15 protein-coding genes are annotated in these 18,331 nt (G+C 48.8%); 10 read left to right on the plus strand and 5 right to left on the minus strand.

Going from position 1 to position 18,331, the window contains the following annotated elements; all coding sequences use genetic code 11:
• Window positions 1-47: 47 nt before the first annotated feature.
• Window positions 48-1,397, minus strand: coding sequence for a glycoside hydrolase family 64 protein (locus PGL02S_RS00360; protein ID WP_036639407.1), 1,350 nt, complete (start codon window positions 1,395-1,397; stop codon window positions 48-50).
• Window positions 1,398-1,793: 396 nt separating this feature from the next.
• Between PGL02S_RS00360 and PGL02S_RS00365 the strand changes: the two genes are divergently transcribed.
• From PGL02S_RS00365 to PGL02S_RS00375, 3 genes are all read left to right on the plus strand, one after another.
• On the plus strand, window positions 1,794-3,134 hold the full coding sequence (locus PGL02S_RS00365) for an alpha/beta hydrolase-fold protein (protein ID WP_036639403.1): 1,341 nt from the start codon (window positions 1,794-1,796) through the stop codon (window positions 3,132-3,134).
• Window positions 3,134-4,465, plus strand: coding sequence for an alpha/beta hydrolase (locus PGL02S_RS00370; protein ID WP_051449178.1), 1,332 nt, complete (start codon window positions 3,134-3,136; stop codon window positions 4,463-4,465). Before PGL02S_RS00365 ends, PGL02S_RS00370 begins: the two co-directional genes overlap by 1 nt.
• Window positions 4,466-4,623: 158 nt before the next feature.
• Complete coding sequence (locus PGL02S_RS00375) at window positions 4,624-5,559, plus strand: LacI family DNA-binding transcriptional regulator (RefSeq protein ID WP_051449177.1); 936 nt, start codon at window positions 4,624-4,626, stop codon at window positions 5,557-5,559.
• 134 nt (window positions 5,560-5,693) lie between these two features.
• Here the strand turns inward: PGL02S_RS00375 and PGL02S_RS00380 are convergent, their stop codons facing one another.
• Window positions 5,694-6,530: an AraC family transcriptional regulator gene (locus PGL02S_RS00380; RefSeq protein WP_036639401.1), complete on the minus strand. Its 837-nt coding sequence runs from the start codon at window positions 6,528-6,530 to the stop codon at window positions 5,694-5,696.
• A 196-nt stretch (window positions 6,531-6,726) separates the two neighbouring features.
• On the opposite strand from PGL02S_RS00380, the gene PGL02S_RS00385 reads away from it, so the two are divergent.
• On the plus strand, window positions 6,727-8,409 hold the full coding sequence (locus PGL02S_RS00385) for a glycoside hydrolase family 2 protein (protein WP_036639399.1): 1,683 nt from the start codon (window positions 6,727-6,729) through the stop codon (window positions 8,407-8,409).
• 316 nt (window positions 8,410-8,725) lie between these two features.
• On the opposite strand, the gene PGL02S_RS00390 is transcribed toward PGL02S_RS00385, so the two are convergent.
• Window positions 8,726-9,184: an oxidoreductase gene (locus tag PGL02S_RS00390; protein WP_244892268.1), complete on the minus strand. Its 459-nt coding sequence runs from the start codon at window positions 9,182-9,184 to the stop codon at window positions 8,726-8,728.
• Window positions 9,185-9,233: 49 nt separating this feature from the next.
• Here PGL02S_RS00390 and PGL02S_RS00395 point away from each other — a divergent pair, with 49 nt between their 5' ends.
• Window positions 9,234-9,989, plus strand: coding sequence for an SDR family NAD(P)-dependent oxidoreductase (locus tag PGL02S_RS00395; protein ID WP_036639397.1), 756 nt, complete (start codon window positions 9,234-9,236; stop codon window positions 9,987-9,989).
• Between the two features lie 99 nt (window positions 9,990-10,088).
• Here the strand turns inward: PGL02S_RS00395 and PGL02S_RS00400 are convergent, their stop codons facing one another.
• Window positions 10,089-10,697 carry a TetR/AcrR family transcriptional regulator gene (locus tag PGL02S_RS00400; protein WP_036639393.1) on the minus strand — a complete coding sequence of 203 codons (609 nt, stop codon included), beginning with the start codon at window positions 10,695-10,697 and terminating at the stop codon, window positions 10,089-10,091.
• 223 nt (window positions 10,698-10,920) lie between these two features.
• Here PGL02S_RS00400 and PGL02S_RS00405 point away from each other — a divergent pair, with 223 nt between their 5' ends.
• From PGL02S_RS00405 to PGL02S_RS00420, 4 genes are all read left to right on the plus strand, one after another.
• The gene (locus PGL02S_RS00405; RefSeq protein ID WP_036639390.1) at window positions 10,921-11,679 is read left to right on the plus strand and encodes an SDR family oxidoreductase; all 759 of its coding nucleotides are present in this window, start codon (window positions 10,921-10,923) and stop codon (window positions 11,677-11,679) included.
• Between the two features lie 200 nt (window positions 11,680-11,879).
• The gene (locus tag PGL02S_RS00410) at window positions 11,880-13,883 is read left to right on the plus strand and encodes a Na+/H+ antiporter (protein ID WP_036639387.1); all 2,004 of its coding nucleotides are present in this window, start codon (window positions 11,880-11,882) and stop codon (window positions 13,881-13,883) included.
• A gap of 126 nt (window positions 13,884-14,009) precedes the next feature.
• Window positions 14,010-14,468, plus strand: coding sequence for an RrF2 family transcriptional regulator (locus tag PGL02S_RS00415; protein ID WP_036639384.1), 459 nt, complete (start codon window positions 14,010-14,012; stop codon window positions 14,466-14,468).
• 115 nt (window positions 14,469-14,583) lie between these two features.
• Window positions 14,584-15,219 carry a nitroreductase family protein gene (locus tag PGL02S_RS00420; RefSeq protein WP_036639381.1) on the plus strand — a complete coding sequence of 212 codons (636 nt, stop codon included), beginning with the start codon at window positions 14,584-14,586 and terminating at the stop codon, window positions 15,217-15,219.
• Window positions 15,220-15,293: 74 nt separating this feature from the next.
• On the opposite strand, the gene PGL02S_RS00425 is transcribed toward PGL02S_RS00420, so the two are convergent.
• A complete protein-coding gene (locus PGL02S_RS00425; RefSeq protein ID WP_036639378.1) occupies window positions 15,294-15,917 on the minus strand; it encodes a TetR/AcrR family transcriptional regulator in 624 nt (207 codons plus the stop codon).
• Between the two features lie 169 nt (window positions 15,918-16,086).
• Between PGL02S_RS00425 and PGL02S_RS00430 the strand changes: the two genes are divergently transcribed.
• Window positions 16,087-18,324 carry an MMPL family transporter gene (locus PGL02S_RS00430; protein WP_036639375.1) on the plus strand — a complete coding sequence of 746 codons (2,238 nt, stop codon included), beginning with the start codon at window positions 16,087-16,089 and terminating at the stop codon, window positions 18,322-18,324.
• Window positions 18,325-18,331 lie beyond the last annotated feature (7 nt).

An 18,331-nucleotide genomic window follows, 5' to 3' on the forward strand; every position in this document is an offset into this window, starting at 1 on the left:
TGTCTGGATTTTTATTCATACATGTTGGCTATAAAGCCGCAAGCTGGTTACCAGCCAACGCGGATAATGAGTCCTTTTGGATCACCCACCTCTAAATAAGCGGCTTGACCGTTGACATCATCATAGGCAAAACCGTATGCCAAACGGTCGATACTATGATCATGCCAGAATTTCGCATAAAAATTCGCTGGTGCAGCTTTATAATAGTTGGATACCGTATTCCAGTCGCTCGTTGTGTATACATGACGGTTAATGGCTGCGCAAGTGGCAGCATCTGTAAGCGCACCATCACATCTTAGAATGTCCTGCGTGCTGTAGCTTGAGTATCCGCTAAAATAATTGGCATTGGCTCCGCCTGGAGCAAAGGAGCCATGAATCGGTGCTACAATCCGGTACGGAGCCTGTATCGTTGCAAGTGATTTGAAAGCGGCAGGCACCTCATTCTGATATTTGGTGAATATCCCGGCACGGGTTTCCGATTCAAGCTCGCCAACGGTCTTATCGTAGGAGCCCGATTGGTTTACGAGACGATGTTGAATGGGGAAACCAAAACCATCAACACGGGTCGTATTTCCATGATACCCTGCGTTGTCAATCGTAAATTCCACAAAATCGAAGTAAATATTCCGGTTCGGATCGGTGGGATTGTTGATATCAGGTCCGGCAAATCCATCGTTGTAAGTCTTAATATAGAGCGGTGTGCCTACGCTTAGAAACATTCGGCCGGATGTAATTTTGGGCAGATTCACCCACGATGCGTCACTCACGGTATGATAGATATTGGCATAATGGATCCCATTTTTAGTCAGATGTCCGGGCGCATCATTCAGAGCCGTAGAAATCGGCACCAAATTTCCGCTTAAATCCAGATAACTCCACTTATTGTTGGCAGGGTTTATGCCGAGAACGCCCCAGTATACTTGGTTGTCAGCGTATGCGCCTCCTGTGCCGTTTAATATTTTCATGGATATGGAGCCGCCTGGTGCAACGGGAATGGTGGACGGATTGATGTCGTAGATGGAACCGGAAGAATTGGATGGTGGAGGAGTATTGCCAGCAGTATATGTGAATGTGCCGGTATCGTAAGCGGGAGTTCCATTGTTGTAAGTGAAGAAATAAGTAATAACGGAGCCACTGTTTATGCCTGAGATGGCCTGTTCATATCGGGATTTGCCGCTATTATTGGCCATTCGATAATTTTGCTGGGGGCCGCCATTAATTTGATAATGAACATCCACCCAGCTCGTATTCACGGTTGATTTGAACCAGACCGTCGCCACAGCCCCGGATAGTTCAACCCCTTGGGTGTAGTCAGCAGCCTCTGCTCTGGAATTAAACAAGGAAAAGGATGTAACCAGCATGAACAAGACTAGCAGGGAAGACAAGCATTTTCTCATCATTGTTCCTCCTAAGTATGAAATTAGATTACAAGATGCATCCTGCTGGGCAGGGGGGCTCAGCGACCCATTTTACACACATCACCCTCTTCATCAAAAATAATATATATAAACCAATAAATGCGCTTACAATCAGTATTATAATGACATCTCCGAAGCAATTACAGGAGCGAGATTTCGGATGAGGGATTCAAAATTCGGGTCAAATAGGATTGACAGTTCAAGAGAAAAGCAATTATACTCTGGATGAACTTAATCGTTTAAGTTAAACTTGAGTGGCCATCATAAACGTTATTTTAGTAAGGATTTACACATCATCAATGAGACAAGAAAAAGGACTATATATCACTTTCACTTAATCGATTAAGTGTTGAAATGAAAGGTGGAAAAGAACGAATGGAATCCCGGATTCTTAGCTTATCTGGTCTTAATGCAAGTCGATTGAACAACGAAAGAGATGCTTGGATCTATTTGCCTCCAAGCTACGATGACTTGCAAAGCCTAAGGTACCCCGTGCTTTACATGCATGTTGGACAGCACGTATTTCAATCCCGCAAGCGATCGGGAGAAACCTGGGGGCTTCGGGAGACGCTGGACGGTTTGATTCGAAACGGTGAGATCCAGGAGATTATAGTGGTTGCGGTTGAACATAAGCAAAACGAGGGAGCGAGTGAGTATTTCCACGATCAATGTGCGTATCCGATTCAAATGCTGGGTGAGCAATATGAATTTTTCCTGATTTACGAGTTGAAGCCGATCATCGATCGAATGTTTCGGACGCTGTCGGACGCTTCCCATACAGCACTGATGGGTTCCTCAGCCGCAGGACTTGCGACTTACAACATCGGTATGCGGAATCCTGATGTATTCGGTTTGCTCGGGATTCTGTCCCCGTTCTTTGTCCATCTGGATGAAGAGACGTTTGTCGAACAGAAGCAGTATCGGCCGCATAAGCCAAATCCCGGTCAAAAGCTATGGCTCGACATCGGTGGAGCCGAAGGTTTCTTCATGCCGATTCACGTTCGTTCGGTGGCGGAAGAACTGTTAAGCAGCGGTTGCGTACAAGGGGAGACGTTGTATTTCTACGAGGAACCTGACGCCGCGCATGCTGAGACCGATTGGGGAAGACGTGCGCAGCTTCCGCTGCGATTCTTTTTTGGCAGGGAGGGCGTCTCCCAACGAGTTGACTTGTTCGGACCTGACACGGTCGGAATGGAGGGGGCTTCCGCAACGCTAAACGCAGTTGTAACGCTGGACAACGGGTTGATGTACACCGACTTAGAAGGAGGCTATACCGTCGATCATCCCGCAATTCTGGAGGTGACGCCTGAAGGAAGGCTGCATCCTAGGAAGCCGGGAGAAACGATCGTTCGATATCAGAACCGCAATTCGCAAGCAAGCGTAAAAATCGCGGTCGTAGAGAAACTCTCGGCTACCGTCACGGTGGAAGTAGAGGTGAGTGTACCGGACACGACACCTGAGGATGCATCCATTCATGCGGTATTTAAGCTATCGAAGGTCCGAAAGGGTCTCTACAGGGGTACTGCCCGCCTTCCGAGGGGAGTCTGTTTCCAATTCAAGGTTTCACGGGGGTATGAGAAGGAAGAAGCGGATGATCAGAACCGCCCGGTACCGTACCGAAGATTAGACGCTGACAGAGATCAGAAAGTTTCGTATATAGTGGACAATTGGATTGATTTGCCTGCAGGAGAACATACGAAAGGGGAGTTATCGTAATGAGTTGTGCCAGAATCATTACGTTTCAATCGTTCTATTCAACGGTTCTGAATAACGTCCGCGACATTCACATTTACTTGCCGCCAAGTTACGACCGTGATACACAGACGCGGTACCCGGTTCTATATGTCCATGACGGGCAGAATGTATTTCATTCTGGCTTTAATGGTCAGTCCTGGCGTCTGGATCATGTGTGCAACCGGCTGATTTCGGAAGGCCGGATGGAGGAGATTATCATTGTTGCCATAGGCAATGCGGGCTTGCTCCGAAACGAGGAATACGCGCATGAAGGCTCATTTGCAGAGTTGTTGCCATATCCATGCCGTGGAGAAGCATACGAACGCTTTTTAATCAGAGAGCTGAAGCCATTCGTAGACCGATCCTTCCGAACGAAACGTGAAAGCCGTGATACGGGACTGATGGGTTCCTCCAGAGGAGGGCTGGTCACGTATCATCTTGGTTTCAATCGACCCGACGTTTTCGGCAAGGTGGCTATGTTGTCGCCCTATTTCTATCAATATCATGAGAGTTCTTTAAGCCATGAACCCATATTCAATCAATATGAGGAGAAAGGACCTCTTAAGCTCTGGATCGATACCGGGGGCATGGAGGGGATGACAGTGCTGGCGGACCACGTCCGGGAGATGGCCGCACGCCTCTTGCGTCTAGGCTATCGTTATGGAGAGGAGCTGGCTTTCGGGTATTTTCCGGAAGCAGTACATAACGAAGAGGCTTGGGCGGATCGGGTTCATGGACCGCTACTATTCTTGTTCGGTCATCTGGGGGAACCAGAAGGAGTGGAGCTCACAGGCAGCCGGGTGGCAGGGATGGAGGGTAAGCCGACCTATGTGCACCCGTTGCTCCGGTACGCAGGAGGCCTGACCATCGTGGACGGAGAAGCCGAACTCGTATTGGATCCAGAAGACAGTGCGCATATCGATGAGCATGGTTTGATCGTACCACGGTCAACAGGTGATTGCTGTGTGCGGTATGAGAAGGGCCGACTCGGCAGCGCCCTTCATCCGTTGACCGTGCTGCCTCATCTGCGGGAGAAGGCGAACGTTGCGATCCGAGTGCGCGTGCCGGCGGATACGCCAGAAGACGCCAGAATTCATGCGGGGATTCCGCTGGTGAAGAAGGGGGTTGGCATTTATGAAGCCGAGGCCGAACTTCCGTTAAATGCAGGATTCTCTTTTCATATCACCGAGGAATCAGGCCTTATGGAAGCGGATCATGAGGGAAAAGTTTCTGTACAACGACACTTCGTTGTGAATGGTGATTTAAAATTACAATACGAGGTAATCCAATGGACGCGGGGACAGGCATTCTAATCCTAAGGTAGCACCGCTTGATTGATGTTTAAATGAGCATAAACCTTGTCCGCTTCGTTCGTTGACGTACGAATGAGCATTCTTTATGATTAACCTAGCAAACACGGCTTCTGATGCGAAAGCCGCCGATTGAGATTGAGTAAAGGATGCTGAAACACATGAAAAAAGTAACTATGAAGGTGATTGCCGAGGAAGCGGGCGTATCGGTGGCGACCGTTTCCTATATTCTGAACAACGTGAATAATCAATCGATCTCTGCCGAAACACGGGAAAGAGTAATGAAAGCTGCCCAAAGGCTCAATTATAAACGAAACTTAACAGCACTGGCGCTGAAAAGCGGCAAGTCGGAGCTGATCGGCGTTCTGTTACCCGATCAGACGGGTGAACCTTACTGGGCGCGTTATCGGTATTCACAGGCATTGTATCATCTAGGGAAGCATTTGAACGACGCTGGATACCAGCTGGTCGTTTCCTATATCGACCCGCAATTTTCCAAACTTCCGATTCTGTTGGAGAGGGAGCTGGACGGGGTCTTCATTCTGAATGCTTCTTCCTCCATTTTTCATCGCATCTCCAAGCATTACGGTGTCGGGATTCCCATCATCGGGATCGATACATCGCTGGATGACCCTCTCTTCCATACGATTGTCCCAGATTTTGAGGCGGGCATCAAGGAAGCTGCAAGGCGACTTGGAGCCGAGCCGCAATTTCTTCTGGTCGACCATTATGTCGATCACGGCATGACGGAGCAGATTAGGGAAATGGCCGGCATGGACGAGAAGCGGATGCATGTTTATTCCAGTGCTTCGGAGCTTGAAAAGTTTCTCGCTCAATACTCAGGTCTACCGGGCGTTGTCATCAATGAATTCTTGTGCGAACAGGCACTCCGTTTTGACACCGCAGGCAGGCTCGCCGCTTTGTGTACAAGCGGTTGCCCAGAACTAATCTCCGGGAGGGCGAAGACCGTTGTTTTTGATGCTGACGCTTATCGGGAAGCGGCCGAAGTTATGATTCAGTACATTGCCCGCCCACAGGATAATTATCCGAACAACCATATTTTACAGAAGATCGTTCATGGGGAGACGCTAGCATAACAAGTGTAAAAAACGGCAGTCGGTTAACATCGGCTGCCGTTTTTTCGTGCTTGATGCTGCAGCTGCACACCATCAACTTTTTAGATATTGCTCTTATAAACGAGTGTGGTGCTAGGGTAGAGAGCGGTTCATTGTCAACATTTGCCCAACACCTGCGCAACACCGTTTCGAAATACCGTTGGTGCGACTCCTTTCCACTTACGAAAGGCTTTGCTGAAATGAAATTCGTCGCTGTAGCCGCAGGCTTGAGCGATTACGCGCAACGTATGATTTGTATAGGTCAGGTAGCGTTCGGCGTGCTGCATCCGGATGGCGGTCAAATAGTCTTTGGGCGGGAGGTGGATGTGCTTCAGGAATAGTTTTCGCAGATACGAGACCGAAATGGCGTGCTCCCGAGCCATCTGCTCGATATGAAGAGGCTCCGCGAAATGATTCTCGATCTCCTTCTTAATGCGAGCGTATCGTTCAAAAGCCTGCTCTTCTTGCACAGGAGCCTGTTCCTGCTGATGCAGCTTTGCGATCAATCGGAGAAGAATGGCGCTGCTCTCCAGCTCACTGTCGGGATTAGTCGGTACCCACGTATGCGTAACGTCCCTGAAAGTAGAATCCAGTTTTAGAGCAATATCCCCATTGAATTTCTTGACGAACGGCAAATCCAGTCGAGGAACAGCTGCCGGCATCTGCCATTGACCCGTGGAAAAATGCACAGCGCAGCATTCAAACAACACCATGCTCATGAGCAGGGGGGATTCGGTAGAGCTTGCCATGCGCATACGCAGCCCAGGCTCCATGTAAAACAGCATACCCGGTTCGACTTGATACGTTTGATCCGTATGAAAAACACCGCTGCCTTCGTGAATCCAATAAAAACTGTGCAGCGTGGTGTTGTTTCGTATGTCCGACCAGTTGGAGGAGGTCATCTTTTGGAAACACCAATTAATTCGCACAACCAAGTCCTGCATCTGATACATAGCAACTCACCTTCTGAAGTCGATTTTTTTGGTAAATTGATTAGAGCGTGGTTCTTTCTTAAGCTTATCCTAACCACGGGTTGAATTCCAATTTTCAAAAGAGCGATTTTGACATGTAAATGCCCTTCTTGGCTATGGTGTTCGGGAAGGGGTTCTTTTATGTTTATTAAAAAGGACGATTAAAAGGAGGCCTACTATGATTCGACTATTCAGCACGCACCAGATTCGTAAGAGCACGGAACTTGAGGGACTTTGGGATTTCACGCCTGCTGCTCATATGGGGGAAAAGGTAGGAGCGTATCGATATCGATTACCGGTACCGGGCTGTTGGGAGATGCATCCCGAGTTTGGTAACTACCGGGGGATTGGCGTCTATAGGCAGAAGGTAACCCTTCATCAACGAAGTAATCTCCGCTTGGAATTCAAAGGCGTTAGCCATACGGCTCATGTTTATTTCGATGGCGTAATGAAAGCCTGTCATTATAACGCATATACTGCTTTTGAGTGTGTCATCCCTCAGGTAGAAGCTGGTACTCATGATTTGGTGGTCTACGTTGATAATTCATTTCATGAGGATTCCGCTCTCCATGTACCCAATGATTATTACACCTATGGAGGGATTATACGGCCGGTTGCCGTAGAGGAAATAAGCGATTTATACATTCAAAATGTCATGTTTACACCCGTCAGGCAGGGTCTTGGTTGGCATGGTTCATGGAAAGCGGTCGTCCGAAACATGGGTCAGGTAGAGAGAATGGTATCGATCCGAGGGATACTTGCAGGAATAGACGCGGAGCTGGGCAGGTCCCTGGTGAAGTCGGGAGAAACTGTGGAGATTTCTTCGTGGGTGGCATATCCGGATGTGAAGGAATGGTCATTGGAAAATCCCAACCTCTATGCACTGACAGCCATCCTTACGACAGAGGAAGGCTACGATTGCGATGATTGGCTGGATCGCGTAGGTTTCCGGACGATTACGACGGATAACGGAAAAATCCAGTTGAACGGCAAGGATGTCGTTCTTCAAGGAGTCAATCGGCATGAGGATCATCCCATGGCCGGATCAGCGCTTCCTCTTCATCTGATGGTGAGAGACTTGGAACTTATCACGGATCTGGGATGTAACGCCGTTCGGACGAGCCATTATCCCTACGATGAGCGTTTTCTCGATTTATGTGATGAACGCGGTATTGCGGTGTGGGAAGAGAATCATGCCAGAGGCTTGAGTCTGGAGCAAATGCTGAATCCGAATTTTGGCTGGCAGAGCGAGCAGGTGACACGTGAAATGGTGCAGCAGCATTATAACCATCCGTCCATTCTTATATGGGCCATTCTTAATGAATGTGCAAGTCATACCGAAGAGGGGAGAGCCCATTATGAGAAACAGCTGACGATCATCGGCGAGCTTGATCCAAGCAGGCCCCGTTCCTTCGCTTCCCATCACAGGGATCAAGAGAAGTGTTTTGACTTGGCGGAGATTGTGTCTTTCAATCTTTACCCCGGTTGGTATACCGATGAGGATCCGGGAGAACTGGCGGATCAGGCAAGGCTTTGGGCAGATGCGTTAGGCGGAAAGGGGAAACCCATGATCATGAGCGAGTTCGGGGGGGACGGGTTTTACGGATTCCGCAGTCCGAATCGGGAGAAGGGCTCGGAGGAGAGGCAGGCCGATATTATCGACAGCAATTTAAGGGCTTACCTGGAACGGGATTATATATCCGGCATTTTCATATGGCAATTCAGCGATTGTCGTGTGACGGAAGGCCTTGGCTGGCTGCTGGCCCGTTCATGTACACGTAACAGTAAAGGCATTGTGGATGAATATCGACGTCCCAAGCTGGCCTATGAAACCGTTAAGCGATATTTTCGGGGACGATGATGTTAGGTGAAGCGGCACATTAAAGCGCAACTTCTACCGATGCTATAGGAAAACAGCCTGTCATGGATACGCCAGGGAAAATGCTCAGCACGAGGGGGTTTGAAGGCGTTTGATTATATCGCGTGATGGCCGGGCTGATAGTCGAACATGCGTTGGATGCGGATTTCTATAAAAGATTATGGCTGTCCCCCAAGATTGCTTCTAATTTTGGGGGACAGCCATTTGCAGGAGTATACCAAAGCGCTCCTCTTACAGCGAGGAATCCCTCTCGTGCAGGCGCTGCAAGTCCCTCACTAATTCCCTATCGGTAAAACATTTAAGCCAGCGCCAACATCTTTTCCCCGTAATTTGCATCTTCCAGCAGCGGTCGGCCAATGGCTATTAAATCCGCCATTTGATCTGCTAGAATGAAATTGGCGAGCGCTTGGGTACGGATATTGCCCACTGCAATGACGGGGATTTGTACATATTGTTTGATCATGGCAGCATAAGGGGTTTGGTAGCCTTCCGGCGTGGCTAACGGAGCAGTAGGGACTAGGCCGCCAGAGGATACATGCACCGCATCAAGCTTAGCTTCCAGGTAGGTCAAGGCTAGCGCAACCTCGGCAGGGGTCAAACCGCCATCGGAAAAATCGGAGGCGGATACCCGCAACTGCACCGGGTAGTCGATTCCCACTTCGGCACGGATGGCTCCCAGCACTTCTTGGATGAACCGAAGTCCTCGCCAATAGAGAAACAGGAATAAGATTTCATTCGGGGGATAAGAATAGTTCACGATAGAACTAAGGTAGAACTACTTATGAACCTTGTGGAGGATATGAAGCATGAGCAGATTAGCTGGAAAAGTAGCCGTCATTACGGGCGGAGCGGGTGGGATCGGCAAGATTACAGCCGAGAGATTCCTGAAAGAGGGAGCCAAGGTTGTCATCGTAGACCTCATGCAGGATGCCCTCGATAAGGCGAAGAGTGAGCTTGATGGTCATGGCGAGGTTATCGCCATTAAAGCGGATGTTACGAACGCTTCCGAGGTCGAGAGTTATGTGAAGAGGGCCATCGAGCACTTTGGCCGGATTGATGTATTCTTCAACAATGCGGGCATTGAAGGGAAAGTGGCTCCACTTGTCGATCAGAAAGTAGAGGATTTCGATCAAGTCCTCAGCGTTAATGTTCGCGGCGTGTTTCTGGGGTTGAAATATGTGCTTCCACACCTGATCCAACAAGGCAGCGGCAGTGTAATCAATACTTCATCGGTTGCAGGACTTGACGGCAGCCCTGGCGTAGCTCCCTATATCGCTTCCAAGCATGCGGTCGTCGGTTTGACCAAAACGGCGGCGATTGAGGTAGCGGGATCGAACGTACGGGTAAACTCGATTCATCCATCTCCGGTGAATACCAGAATGATGCGTTCACTCGAAAGCGGCATGAAAGTGGATGAGCACACGCTTGCCAAAACCATTCCGCTCGGGCGTTACGGAGAAACCAGCGATATCGCAAATCTGGTTCTGTTCCTGGCATCTGACGAAAGCACCTTTATTACAGGTGCTCAATATCGGATTGATGGCGGTATGGGAGCTCTTTAACTGGTTTGCAGGATCTAGCACGTTAAAAAACCATCCAATCGTTCGTTAAATCCCTGAACGGTAGATGGTTTTTTTCAGTGGCAGCCCTGCTCCAATATTTCACGGTTTATCTGTGCGTTTGATTTGGGTTTTTACGCTTCTCGGACGCCAGTTGATCATAAGAATCAGCTGATCTCTCATGTGAGTGACCGGATATTGGAAGCCGCTCTCAATCCAGTGAGACACAAGGCCAATCAAGGCATGCATGTTGTAGATGACCAGAAGCTCATGGTTGAGCTCACCGCTGGGATAGTCCAGATCCTCCATGGCGATATGCTTTAATGCCGAGAACATTTTATCCCGCACAAGCGGTAAAACATCGCTTTTGAACAGGGCGGTATACACATCTGCATTTAGATGGATATGATCGAATATTTTCACTGCATTGGCGGGCAGCTCATCGATATGAAACACATCGACTTCACCGTAAGGAGCCCTGTAGGAAGCGACCAGTTCTTCCATTAGCGGGGTGAGAATATCATCCAGCAGAGCTTCTTTGTTGTCATAGTGGGTGTAGAAGGTTCCACGATTATAATTGGCCAGCTCAACAATCTCCGTGATGGAAATGCTGGAGAAGCTTTTCTGGGACAGCAGGGATAGCAGCGCTTGTTTCAATGCTTCTTTACTGCGGATGATCCGCCGATCCGTCATGTTTTTCGAGGTTTGCATAGATTCGACTCCTTTCGGTTAAATATAAAACGAATTTAAATATATAAAAAATAAACAATTCCGTTCTTTTTGTTCATTATCGCACAGTTTCGCTTTTTTTAATGATTGTGAGTTATATCATACTATAGTTATACTAGAATTGACATATGTCGTATATTGAACAGTTGTTGAATGATGTTCGTCATTTCCATCGATTTCACAACCACTAATGGAGGTATGAAACATGAGATTATCTGGTAAAGTTGCGATTGTTACAGGTGCTGCTTCCGGCATGGGAAAAGCAATAGCTGAACTGTTTGCTGCCGAAGGGGCAAAGGTTGTTGTGTCTGACCTCCGTCTGGAAACGGCACAAGTTGTTGTTGACGGCATTGTAGCCAAGGGAGGCACAGCTCTTGCTCAGGCAGCAAATGTTGCCAAGGAGGAAGAGGTACAGCAATTGGTTGACGCTACCGTGAATGAATATGGAACACTGGATATCTTGATCAACAATGCGGGAATTATGGACAACTTTGTTCCGGCCGCGGATGTGACCGATGAATTGTGGGACCGCGTATTTGCCATCAATACAACCGGACCGATGAGAACCATCCGAAAATCGTTGCCGATTTTCCTGGAGAAGAATAGCGGAGTTATCGTGAACATCGCATCGGCTGGCGGACTTATGGGTTCCAGAGCCGGTGCAGCCTATACAGCCGCTAAACATGCTGTTGTCGGCTTGACCAAGAATGTTGGATTCCAGTACGCCACGAAGGGCATTCGCTGTAACGCGGTTGCTCCAGGCGGGGTTAGCACGAATATCAACACAACCATCAACGATCCGAATCCGTTCGGCATGGAAAGAGCAATGGCCGGTATGAACTTGAATCCCCGGGCAGGCGAACCGGAAGAGATTGCAAAAGTTGTATTGTTCCTCGCATCGGATGAAGCCAGCTTTGTAAATGGTACTGTCGTGACCGCCGACGCAGGCTGGACAGCCTATTAATAAATTATTGTTCCCCACGGGCTTTCTAAAGGATAACTCCTTTAGGGAGCCCTGTTTATTTTTTATCCAATGCGACGGATGTAACTAAACTTATCATCGGATAAATAAACCGCTATTCTTCTACGCAACCTATTGATGAGTTCATGGCTGTACATGATGAAGATACATAGAGGATCCAAATAGAGAGGAGCAGGCGGACTATGGAAATATTTCTGATGGTGCTAACATTTCTGGTCCTGGTCGGCATTTCCAACATCATTCATCGTTTTCTGCCATTCATCCCCGTTCCGCTGATCCAGATTGCACTGGGTATCGTTGCCGCCTATATCCGCGGATTTCATCATGTTCCGTTAAATCCGGAATTGTTCATGGTGCTGTTTATCGCTCCGCTCTTGTTCAACGATGGTAAGCTTACACCGCGTGACGAGTTATGGAAGCTACGATCCTATATCCTGCTGCTTGCTCTTGGGCTTGTGTTTGCTACCGTCCTGATTGCGGGGCCTTTCATTCACTGGCTTATTCCTGCCATACCGTTATCGGCAGCCTTTGCGCTGGCCGCGATACTTTCTCCTACCGACGCGGTTGCGGTGGGCTCCTTATCGGGAAGAGTCAAGCTGCCTGGGAAAATCATGCATTTGCTTGAAGGCGAAGCGCTTATGAATGATGCATCCGGACTTGTTGCGTTCAATTTTGCCATCGCAGCTACGGTAACGGGGTACTTCTCCTTAACCAATGCGATCGGAAGCTTCTTTGTCATTGCGGTTGGAGGAATCGTGGTTGGCGCTCTGTTAGGATTTCTTGTGATATGGTTCAGAATGCTGCTGCGTCGTCTTGGTATGGAGGACGTTACGCTGCATATGCTGATTATCATACTGACACCCTTCATCATTTACCTGATCGCAGAGGAATTCCATGTATCCGGAATCCTGGCTGTTGTTGCAGCGGGTGTCACCCATGCGGTGGAGAGGGATCGCATGCGATCGGCATCCATTAAGCTCCGCGTCGTATCGGACAGCACCTGGTCCGTCATTCTCTATACGCTAAACGGGTTGGTGTTTATCCTGCTGGGGCATGAAATTCCGGGAGTTATTAATCAGATATGGAGTGATCCGGCCTATAACAACGGACAAGTGGTCGGCTACATTGTACTGATAACGGCGGTGCTGATCCTGCTGCGTTTCGGTTGGGTGTGGGCTTCAACGAACCGGCAGTTTAAAACTTCTCTGTTGACAGCCCTGTCGGGAGTTCGAGGTGCCTTGACATTGGCGGCGGCTTTCTCCATTCCCTTGACACTTGCGGATCACAGCCCTTTTCCAGAGCGGAGTTTAATGCTGTTTATCTGTGCGGGTGTCATTCTGTTAACTTTGATTATCGCCAGTGTTCTGCTGCCGCTGCTTACCCGTGAGAAGAATACCGAGACGGTTTCAACAAAAGATCATGAGCGTGAAGCGCGGATGCATATGCTGCAAGCGGGTCTTCGGGCTGTGCGGGAAGAAATGACGGATGAGAACAAAGAGCAGGCCCTTCAGCTCATCTACGTATATACCAAGCGTCTTCAGCAATCTCAAATTTCGGATAAGGCCGACATGCGGGAGTTTTGGGAAGCTGCGATTGCGATTCGGCAGAAGGCGCTGGAAGCAGAACGTAACGTTGCGGAGGTTTGGCTTAAGGAAAAAAGAGTATCCCCTGACATAGCGGAGCTATTCCAATCTTCGCTCAACAGGGTAGAAATGCTGCTTAGCAGCCGTTATAAGTTTAAACTTCTGTTGAAAGCATCATGGCGGCATCTGAGAGGTCTGCTGCAAAAACCGGAGCATAAAGAGGCCCCCATGTCTCCCGGTCATCCGGATTGGGAGATGTATAAAGATCTGAAGCTGGAGGCGATCCGCGCAGCGATACATGAGATCGAAGCCATGCAGCCTATAGAGAACCTGGAAATTGCCCATGCCGTTATCGCAGATTATCGCGCGATGGAGCATCACATCGAGAACGATCGAATATGGAGCCGAATGGAACCCGAGCTGAGCAGCGAGCGCAGAGAGCTTGAGCTGAAAGCAATTCAAGCGGAGCGTAACGAGATTCAGCGAATGTTTGAACAGGGAGAGGTGGATCGTGCGCTGGCAAACCATCTGAGGATGGATGTAAATTATCGCGAGGCGAACTTATTCGAGTCTCAAGAACTGGTTGAGAACGAGGGTCATTAAGGGAGAGCCCTCGTTCTGCTTGATGGAGTGACAGGTTTACGTTACAATAATGAGAAGCATGGGGTCAGCATCTTTTGCTGCCCACTTGCCATCAGGAACAGCTAATTCTTAACGAGGGGGAGGAACATGAGCATCCATAAAGAAGCGGCCTCCAAGAAACCTGCAACGGCCTGCCCGTCCACCTTCAAAACATTCAGTCTCGCAGTACAAGCATTGGTAGCTCTCGAACGTCACTCCGGCAAATGCTCAAGCGGTGATATTGCTTCGTATTTGCACTTGGAATCCACCTTGATTCGTCGTATTCTGAAAACACTCGCCCATGCTGATATGATTGAGTCGCGTGAAGGCAGGGACGGCGGTTACCGCCTGAAGAAGAATGCCAGCGATATCACACTGGCTGAAGTATATTCGATACTCCAGGTTCATAACTCCATAAGCGACGGCATGCTGGATGCCACGACAGGGCATTGCTTTGCAGCGGAAATCAGGGAGTCCTTTGCCGGAATTTTATCCGAGATTGAGGAAAGCACGCTGAAAATATTGGAATCCCGTACCATTGCCGACATGGTAGAACAGACGATATAAAATGTGTTGACAACGAATTTATGTCTGCTATATACTGTGCATTAAACAACACAGTTAACTCGCGATATAAACTGTGCAGAAAAATGCACAATATAAAATGTGGAGGGAATAAACCATGTCTACTGTAACCAAACCTGATTTCCAAACTGTAATTCAGGAACGTCATTCTGTTCGTCAATACGATCCGTCGGTGAAAATTCCGAGAGAAGAGATGGAAGCGATTCTGAAGGATGCTACATTGGCACCTTCTTCAAGCAACCTGCAGCCTTGGCGCTTTCTGGTGATTGATGATGCTGAGCTGTTGAAGAAGCTGCACCCGATTGCCAACAATCAGGAGCATGTACTTCAAGCGTCCGCAGTCATTGCTGTTTTGGGAGACTTGAAATGGTATGAGAAGGGCGAGAAAATCTATTCAATGTCTGAAGAAGCAGGTTATATGACCGAAGAGGTGAAGCAGCGCTTTATCTATGCAGCGGAGAATATCTACGCCGGTATGGATAATGACGTGAAAGAAAGCATTATCGACGTGGATGCGGGACTGATTTCCATGCAGCTAATGCTGAGTGCACGCTCCAGAGGGTATGACACCGTGCCGATGGGCGGATATAACAAAGTCAAATTTGTGGAAGAGTTCCATATTCCTTCCCACTACCGCAGTGTGATGTTGATTGCAATCGGAAAAGCAGCCGCTCCGGGACGGCAGACGGTAAGACTACCGCTCGAAGACGTTGCTTTCTGGAATGAAATATAAATCGTTATACAAAAAAGAAGGGGATCATCATGATGATCTCCTTCTTTTTTGTGTATGGCCTGAAAAGTGAAGAATCAATGGGAAAGTTTCACGGCTCCATGCATGAACAGATCCACAATCTCAATAGCCATCTCATGGGGGCCAGCATAACCGCTGCGGGTATCTTCGCGATTACCGAGCATCAGCATAGCTGAGAAAGCCTGCGCCATCAGCATTGTGTTGCCTTTCCGAAGTTCACCGGCGAGCATCGCTTGATTGAAGCGCTCAGAGAGAACCTCATGAATACGCTGTTCTGCTTCACGGATCGCAGCCATTTGCTCCTTGGATAAGAAGGGCTCTGCTTCCCGCATCATGGTCTCCATCTCAGCGTGGGGCTTTGCAATCTTCGCTTCAGCCACCCGGATTAATCCGGATTCCAGGGTATCCGCTTCATCCAGGAACCTGCGTGTTGAAGCATATGCTTTATTAAGGATCGTGGTTACCGCTATTTTAAACAGCTCAGGTTTACTTGTGAAATGATAATAGATGGAAGCCTTGGTCACTTGGCAAGCCTTCGCGATTTGTTGCAAGGATACGGACTCGTACCCGTTCTCCATAAATAGCTTGGAGGCAGTCCAAAGAATAGTATCCTGGACTGGCGCCTGATCGGCAGCAGCTTTGGGACGTCCGGGATTTCGGGGGTTGCGTATTTTTGTCATGATGACCTCCTGTCTATAGTGTAAGACATGCGGAGTGCTTTTTCAAAATAAATATTGATAATTAACCTTTCGGTATATATAATTAATTTTGCGCTGTTATGTTCCCAGATTTATTAAGAGAGAATCATGATATGTATGAAGAATAACACCGATTGGAGAGGATCTACATATGCACGGAACAGGACCGAGCTATGGGAAATGGGTTGCTGGAAAGAGAAGCAAATGGGTCACGCTCTTGGTATGGGTGCTCATCGCATTGGCTTTGAATTTGTTATGGCCTGCTGTAGGAGATAAAGAGGATAACCATGCAGCCAATCTGAAGGAGAATGTCCCTTCCGTAATGGCAGAGGCGATTGCAGATCAAGAATTTCCCAGCAATGGGGGAATTCCGGCGTTAATCGTATGGCACAAGGAGAATGGCTTGAATGAAGGCGATCTGGCCCAGCTCCAAGAGCTGACAGCGAGTCTTGAGTCAGACCCGCTGCCTTATCAGAGCTTCGTTGTTCCCTTTCATAAACTTCCGCCGCAAGCGTTGACCGCGCAGCTGTCAGAGGATCAGAGCACACTGGTAATGCCGGTGTTGTTTGATGAGGATCAGGAAACGGATCAGCTCAAGGAAGGGACGGGAGAGCTCGAGCTCCGGACGGAACAGCTGCTTGGCAGCAATCCGTTTCAGGCACCTATTCAGAGCGGGGACGGAATCAGTGCACGAATAACAGGGCCTGTTGGAATCTCCATCGATGCAACGGGATTGTTTGCAGACGCAGACGTGTCACTGATGATCGCTACCGTGCTGCTGGTTCTTATATTACTGCTGCTCATTTACCGTTCACCAATACTCTCCTTGATCCCGCTGGTCGCAGTTGGTTTTGCTTATATGGTAACAAGCCCGATCCTCGGCTTTATGGCCGATCAAGGAGTGATAACAGTGGATTCCCAATCCATTGCGATTATGACGGTGCTGCTCTTTGGGGCGGGGACGGATTACTGCCTGTTCCTGATCTCACGATTCCGTCAGCTGTTATGGCATGAACCTGATAAACGCAAAGCCTTGTTCCAGGCAATTACAAGTTCATCGGGCGCCATTGCCATGAGCGGCTTCACGGTGGTGCTCTCGCTGTTTGCACTTCTTCTGGCCCAGTACGGGGCCTATCAGCGTTTTGCCGTACCCTTCAGCTTATCGATTCTAATTATGTTCATAGCCAGTCTGACATTGGTTCCGGCATTATTGGCCATTTTCGGCAGAGGATCGTTTTATCCGTTCATCCCGAGAACCCCGGAGATGCAAGCCGAACACGCTCAGAAAAAAGGAAAACCCGTCAAAGCTCCGCATAAAGAGAAGGAGAGCTGGATCGGTCGCGTGGTGACAACGAAACCATGGACCGTTGTTTTGGTTGCATTGGTATTACTTGGCGGGCTTGCGACATTCTCATCCCATATCAAGTTTACCTATGATCTGCTCTCGTCTTTCCCGGAAGATGTTCCTTCGCGTGAGGGCTTCGCCATCATGGGGGAACAATTCTCGGAAGGAGAGCTTGCACCCGTTCGATTGATGGTTAACAGCAACGGGCAAACTTTGGATTTGGGGGAACGGCTGCAGTCACTCGAATACGTGGATCGGGTGTCGGAACCGCAGAACGGTGCGGAGAATAACAACATTATCGGTTATGACATTGAGCTTGCCATGAATCCATACTCTATGGAAGCGATGCAGCATATTCCGGATTTGCGTGAAGTCGCAGAAGCTTCTCTTCGGGAGGCAGGCGTTTCAAACCCCGGTGAAGCGGTGTGGATTAGTGGTCAAACGGCTACGCAGTATGACACGGAAATTGCGGGAGAACATGATGCCAAATTGATTATTCCGGTTGTCATTGGACTGATCACATTGCTGCTGCTGGTCTACTTGAGATCCGTTGTTGCGACTGTGTATCTGATAGCCACCGTAATTTTATCGTACTTCTCGGCACTGGGCCTTGGCTGGATCATTATTCACTACGGCCTCGGAGCGGAAGCCATCCAGGGAGCGATACCGCTGTACTCCTTCGTATTCCTGGTTGCTCTGGGGGAGGATTACAACATATTTATGATCTCAAGCATATGGCAAAAGAGGAAGCAGATGCCGCTGAAGCAAGCGATTAAGGAAGGCGTTGGCGAGACCAGCTCGGTGATTACATCAGCCGGATTAATCCTGGCAGGAACGTTTGCCGTATTGGCAACTCTTCCGATTCAGGTATTGGTGCAGTTTGGGATTATCACGGCAATCGGAGTCATGCTGGATACGTTTATCGTCAGACCATTCCTGGTGCCTGCAATAACAACGCTATTGGGCAAGTGGGCGTTCTGGCCAAGTAAATCTCACATGGCAACAGAAGAGAAACAACCACTGCAAGTCGAGAACAACGCATAAGTTAGAT

Origin of the sequence: Paenibacillus glucanolyticus NBRC 15330 (assembly GCF_004000885.1) — a bacterium.
In the GTDB taxonomy this organism is placed as follows: domain Bacteria; phylum Bacillota; class Bacilli; order Paenibacillales; family Paenibacillaceae; genus Paenibacillus_AQ; species Paenibacillus_AQ glucanolyticus.

Bases quoted from the DNA above. Each gene is read 5' to 3' on its own strand.
- PGL02S_RS00405 (WP_036639390.1), top strand. From the start codon at position 10,921: ATGAGATTATCTGGTAAAGTTGCGATTGTTACAGGTGCTGCTTCCGGC.
- PGL02S_RS00395 (WP_036639397.1), top strand. From the start codon at position 9,234: ATGAGCAGATTAGCTGGAAAAGTAGCCGTCATTACGGGCGGAGCGGGT.
- PGL02S_RS00430 (WP_036639375.1), top strand. From the start codon at position 16,087: ATGCACGGAACAGGACCGAGCTATGGGAAATGGGTTGCTGGAAAGAGA.
- PGL02S_RS00360 (WP_036639407.1), bottom strand. From the start codon at position 1,397: ATGAGAAAATGCTTGTCTTCCCTGCTAGTCTTGTTCATGCTGGTTACA.
- PGL02S_RS00370 (WP_051449178.1), top strand. From the start codon at position 3,134: ATGAGTTGTGCCAGAATCATTACGTTTCAATCGTTCTATTCAACGGTT.
- PGL02S_RS00385 (WP_036639399.1), top strand. From the start codon at position 6,727: ATGATTCGACTATTCAGCACGCACCAGATTCGTAAGAGCACGGAACTT.
- PGL02S_RS00375 (WP_051449177.1), top strand. From the start codon at position 4,624: ATGAAAAAAGTAACTATGAAGGTGATTGCCGAGGAAGCGGGCGTATCG.
- PGL02S_RS00380 (WP_036639401.1), bottom strand. From the start codon at position 6,530: ATGTATCAGATGCAGGACTTGGTTGTGCGAATTAATTGGTGTTTCCAA.
- PGL02S_RS00365 (WP_036639403.1), top strand. From the start codon at position 1,794: ATGGAATCCCGGATTCTTAGCTTATCTGGTCTTAATGCAAGTCGATTG.
- PGL02S_RS00410 (WP_036639387.1), top strand. From the start codon at position 11,880: ATGGAAATATTTCTGATGGTGCTAACATTTCTGGTCCTGGTCGGCATT.
- PGL02S_RS00420 (WP_036639381.1), top strand. From the start codon at position 14,584: ATGTCTACTGTAACCAAACCTGATTTCCAAACTGTAATTCAGGAACGT.
- PGL02S_RS00400 (WP_036639393.1), bottom strand. From the start codon at position 10,697: ATGCAAACCTCGAAAAACATGACGGATCGGCGGATCATCCGCAGTAAA.
- PGL02S_RS00425 (WP_036639378.1), bottom strand. From the start codon at position 15,917: ATGACAAAAATACGCAACCCCCGAAATCCCGGACGTCCCAAAGCTGCT.
- PGL02S_RS00415 (WP_036639384.1), top strand. From the start codon at position 14,010: ATGAGCATCCATAAAGAAGCGGCCTCCAAGAAACCTGCAACGGCCTGC.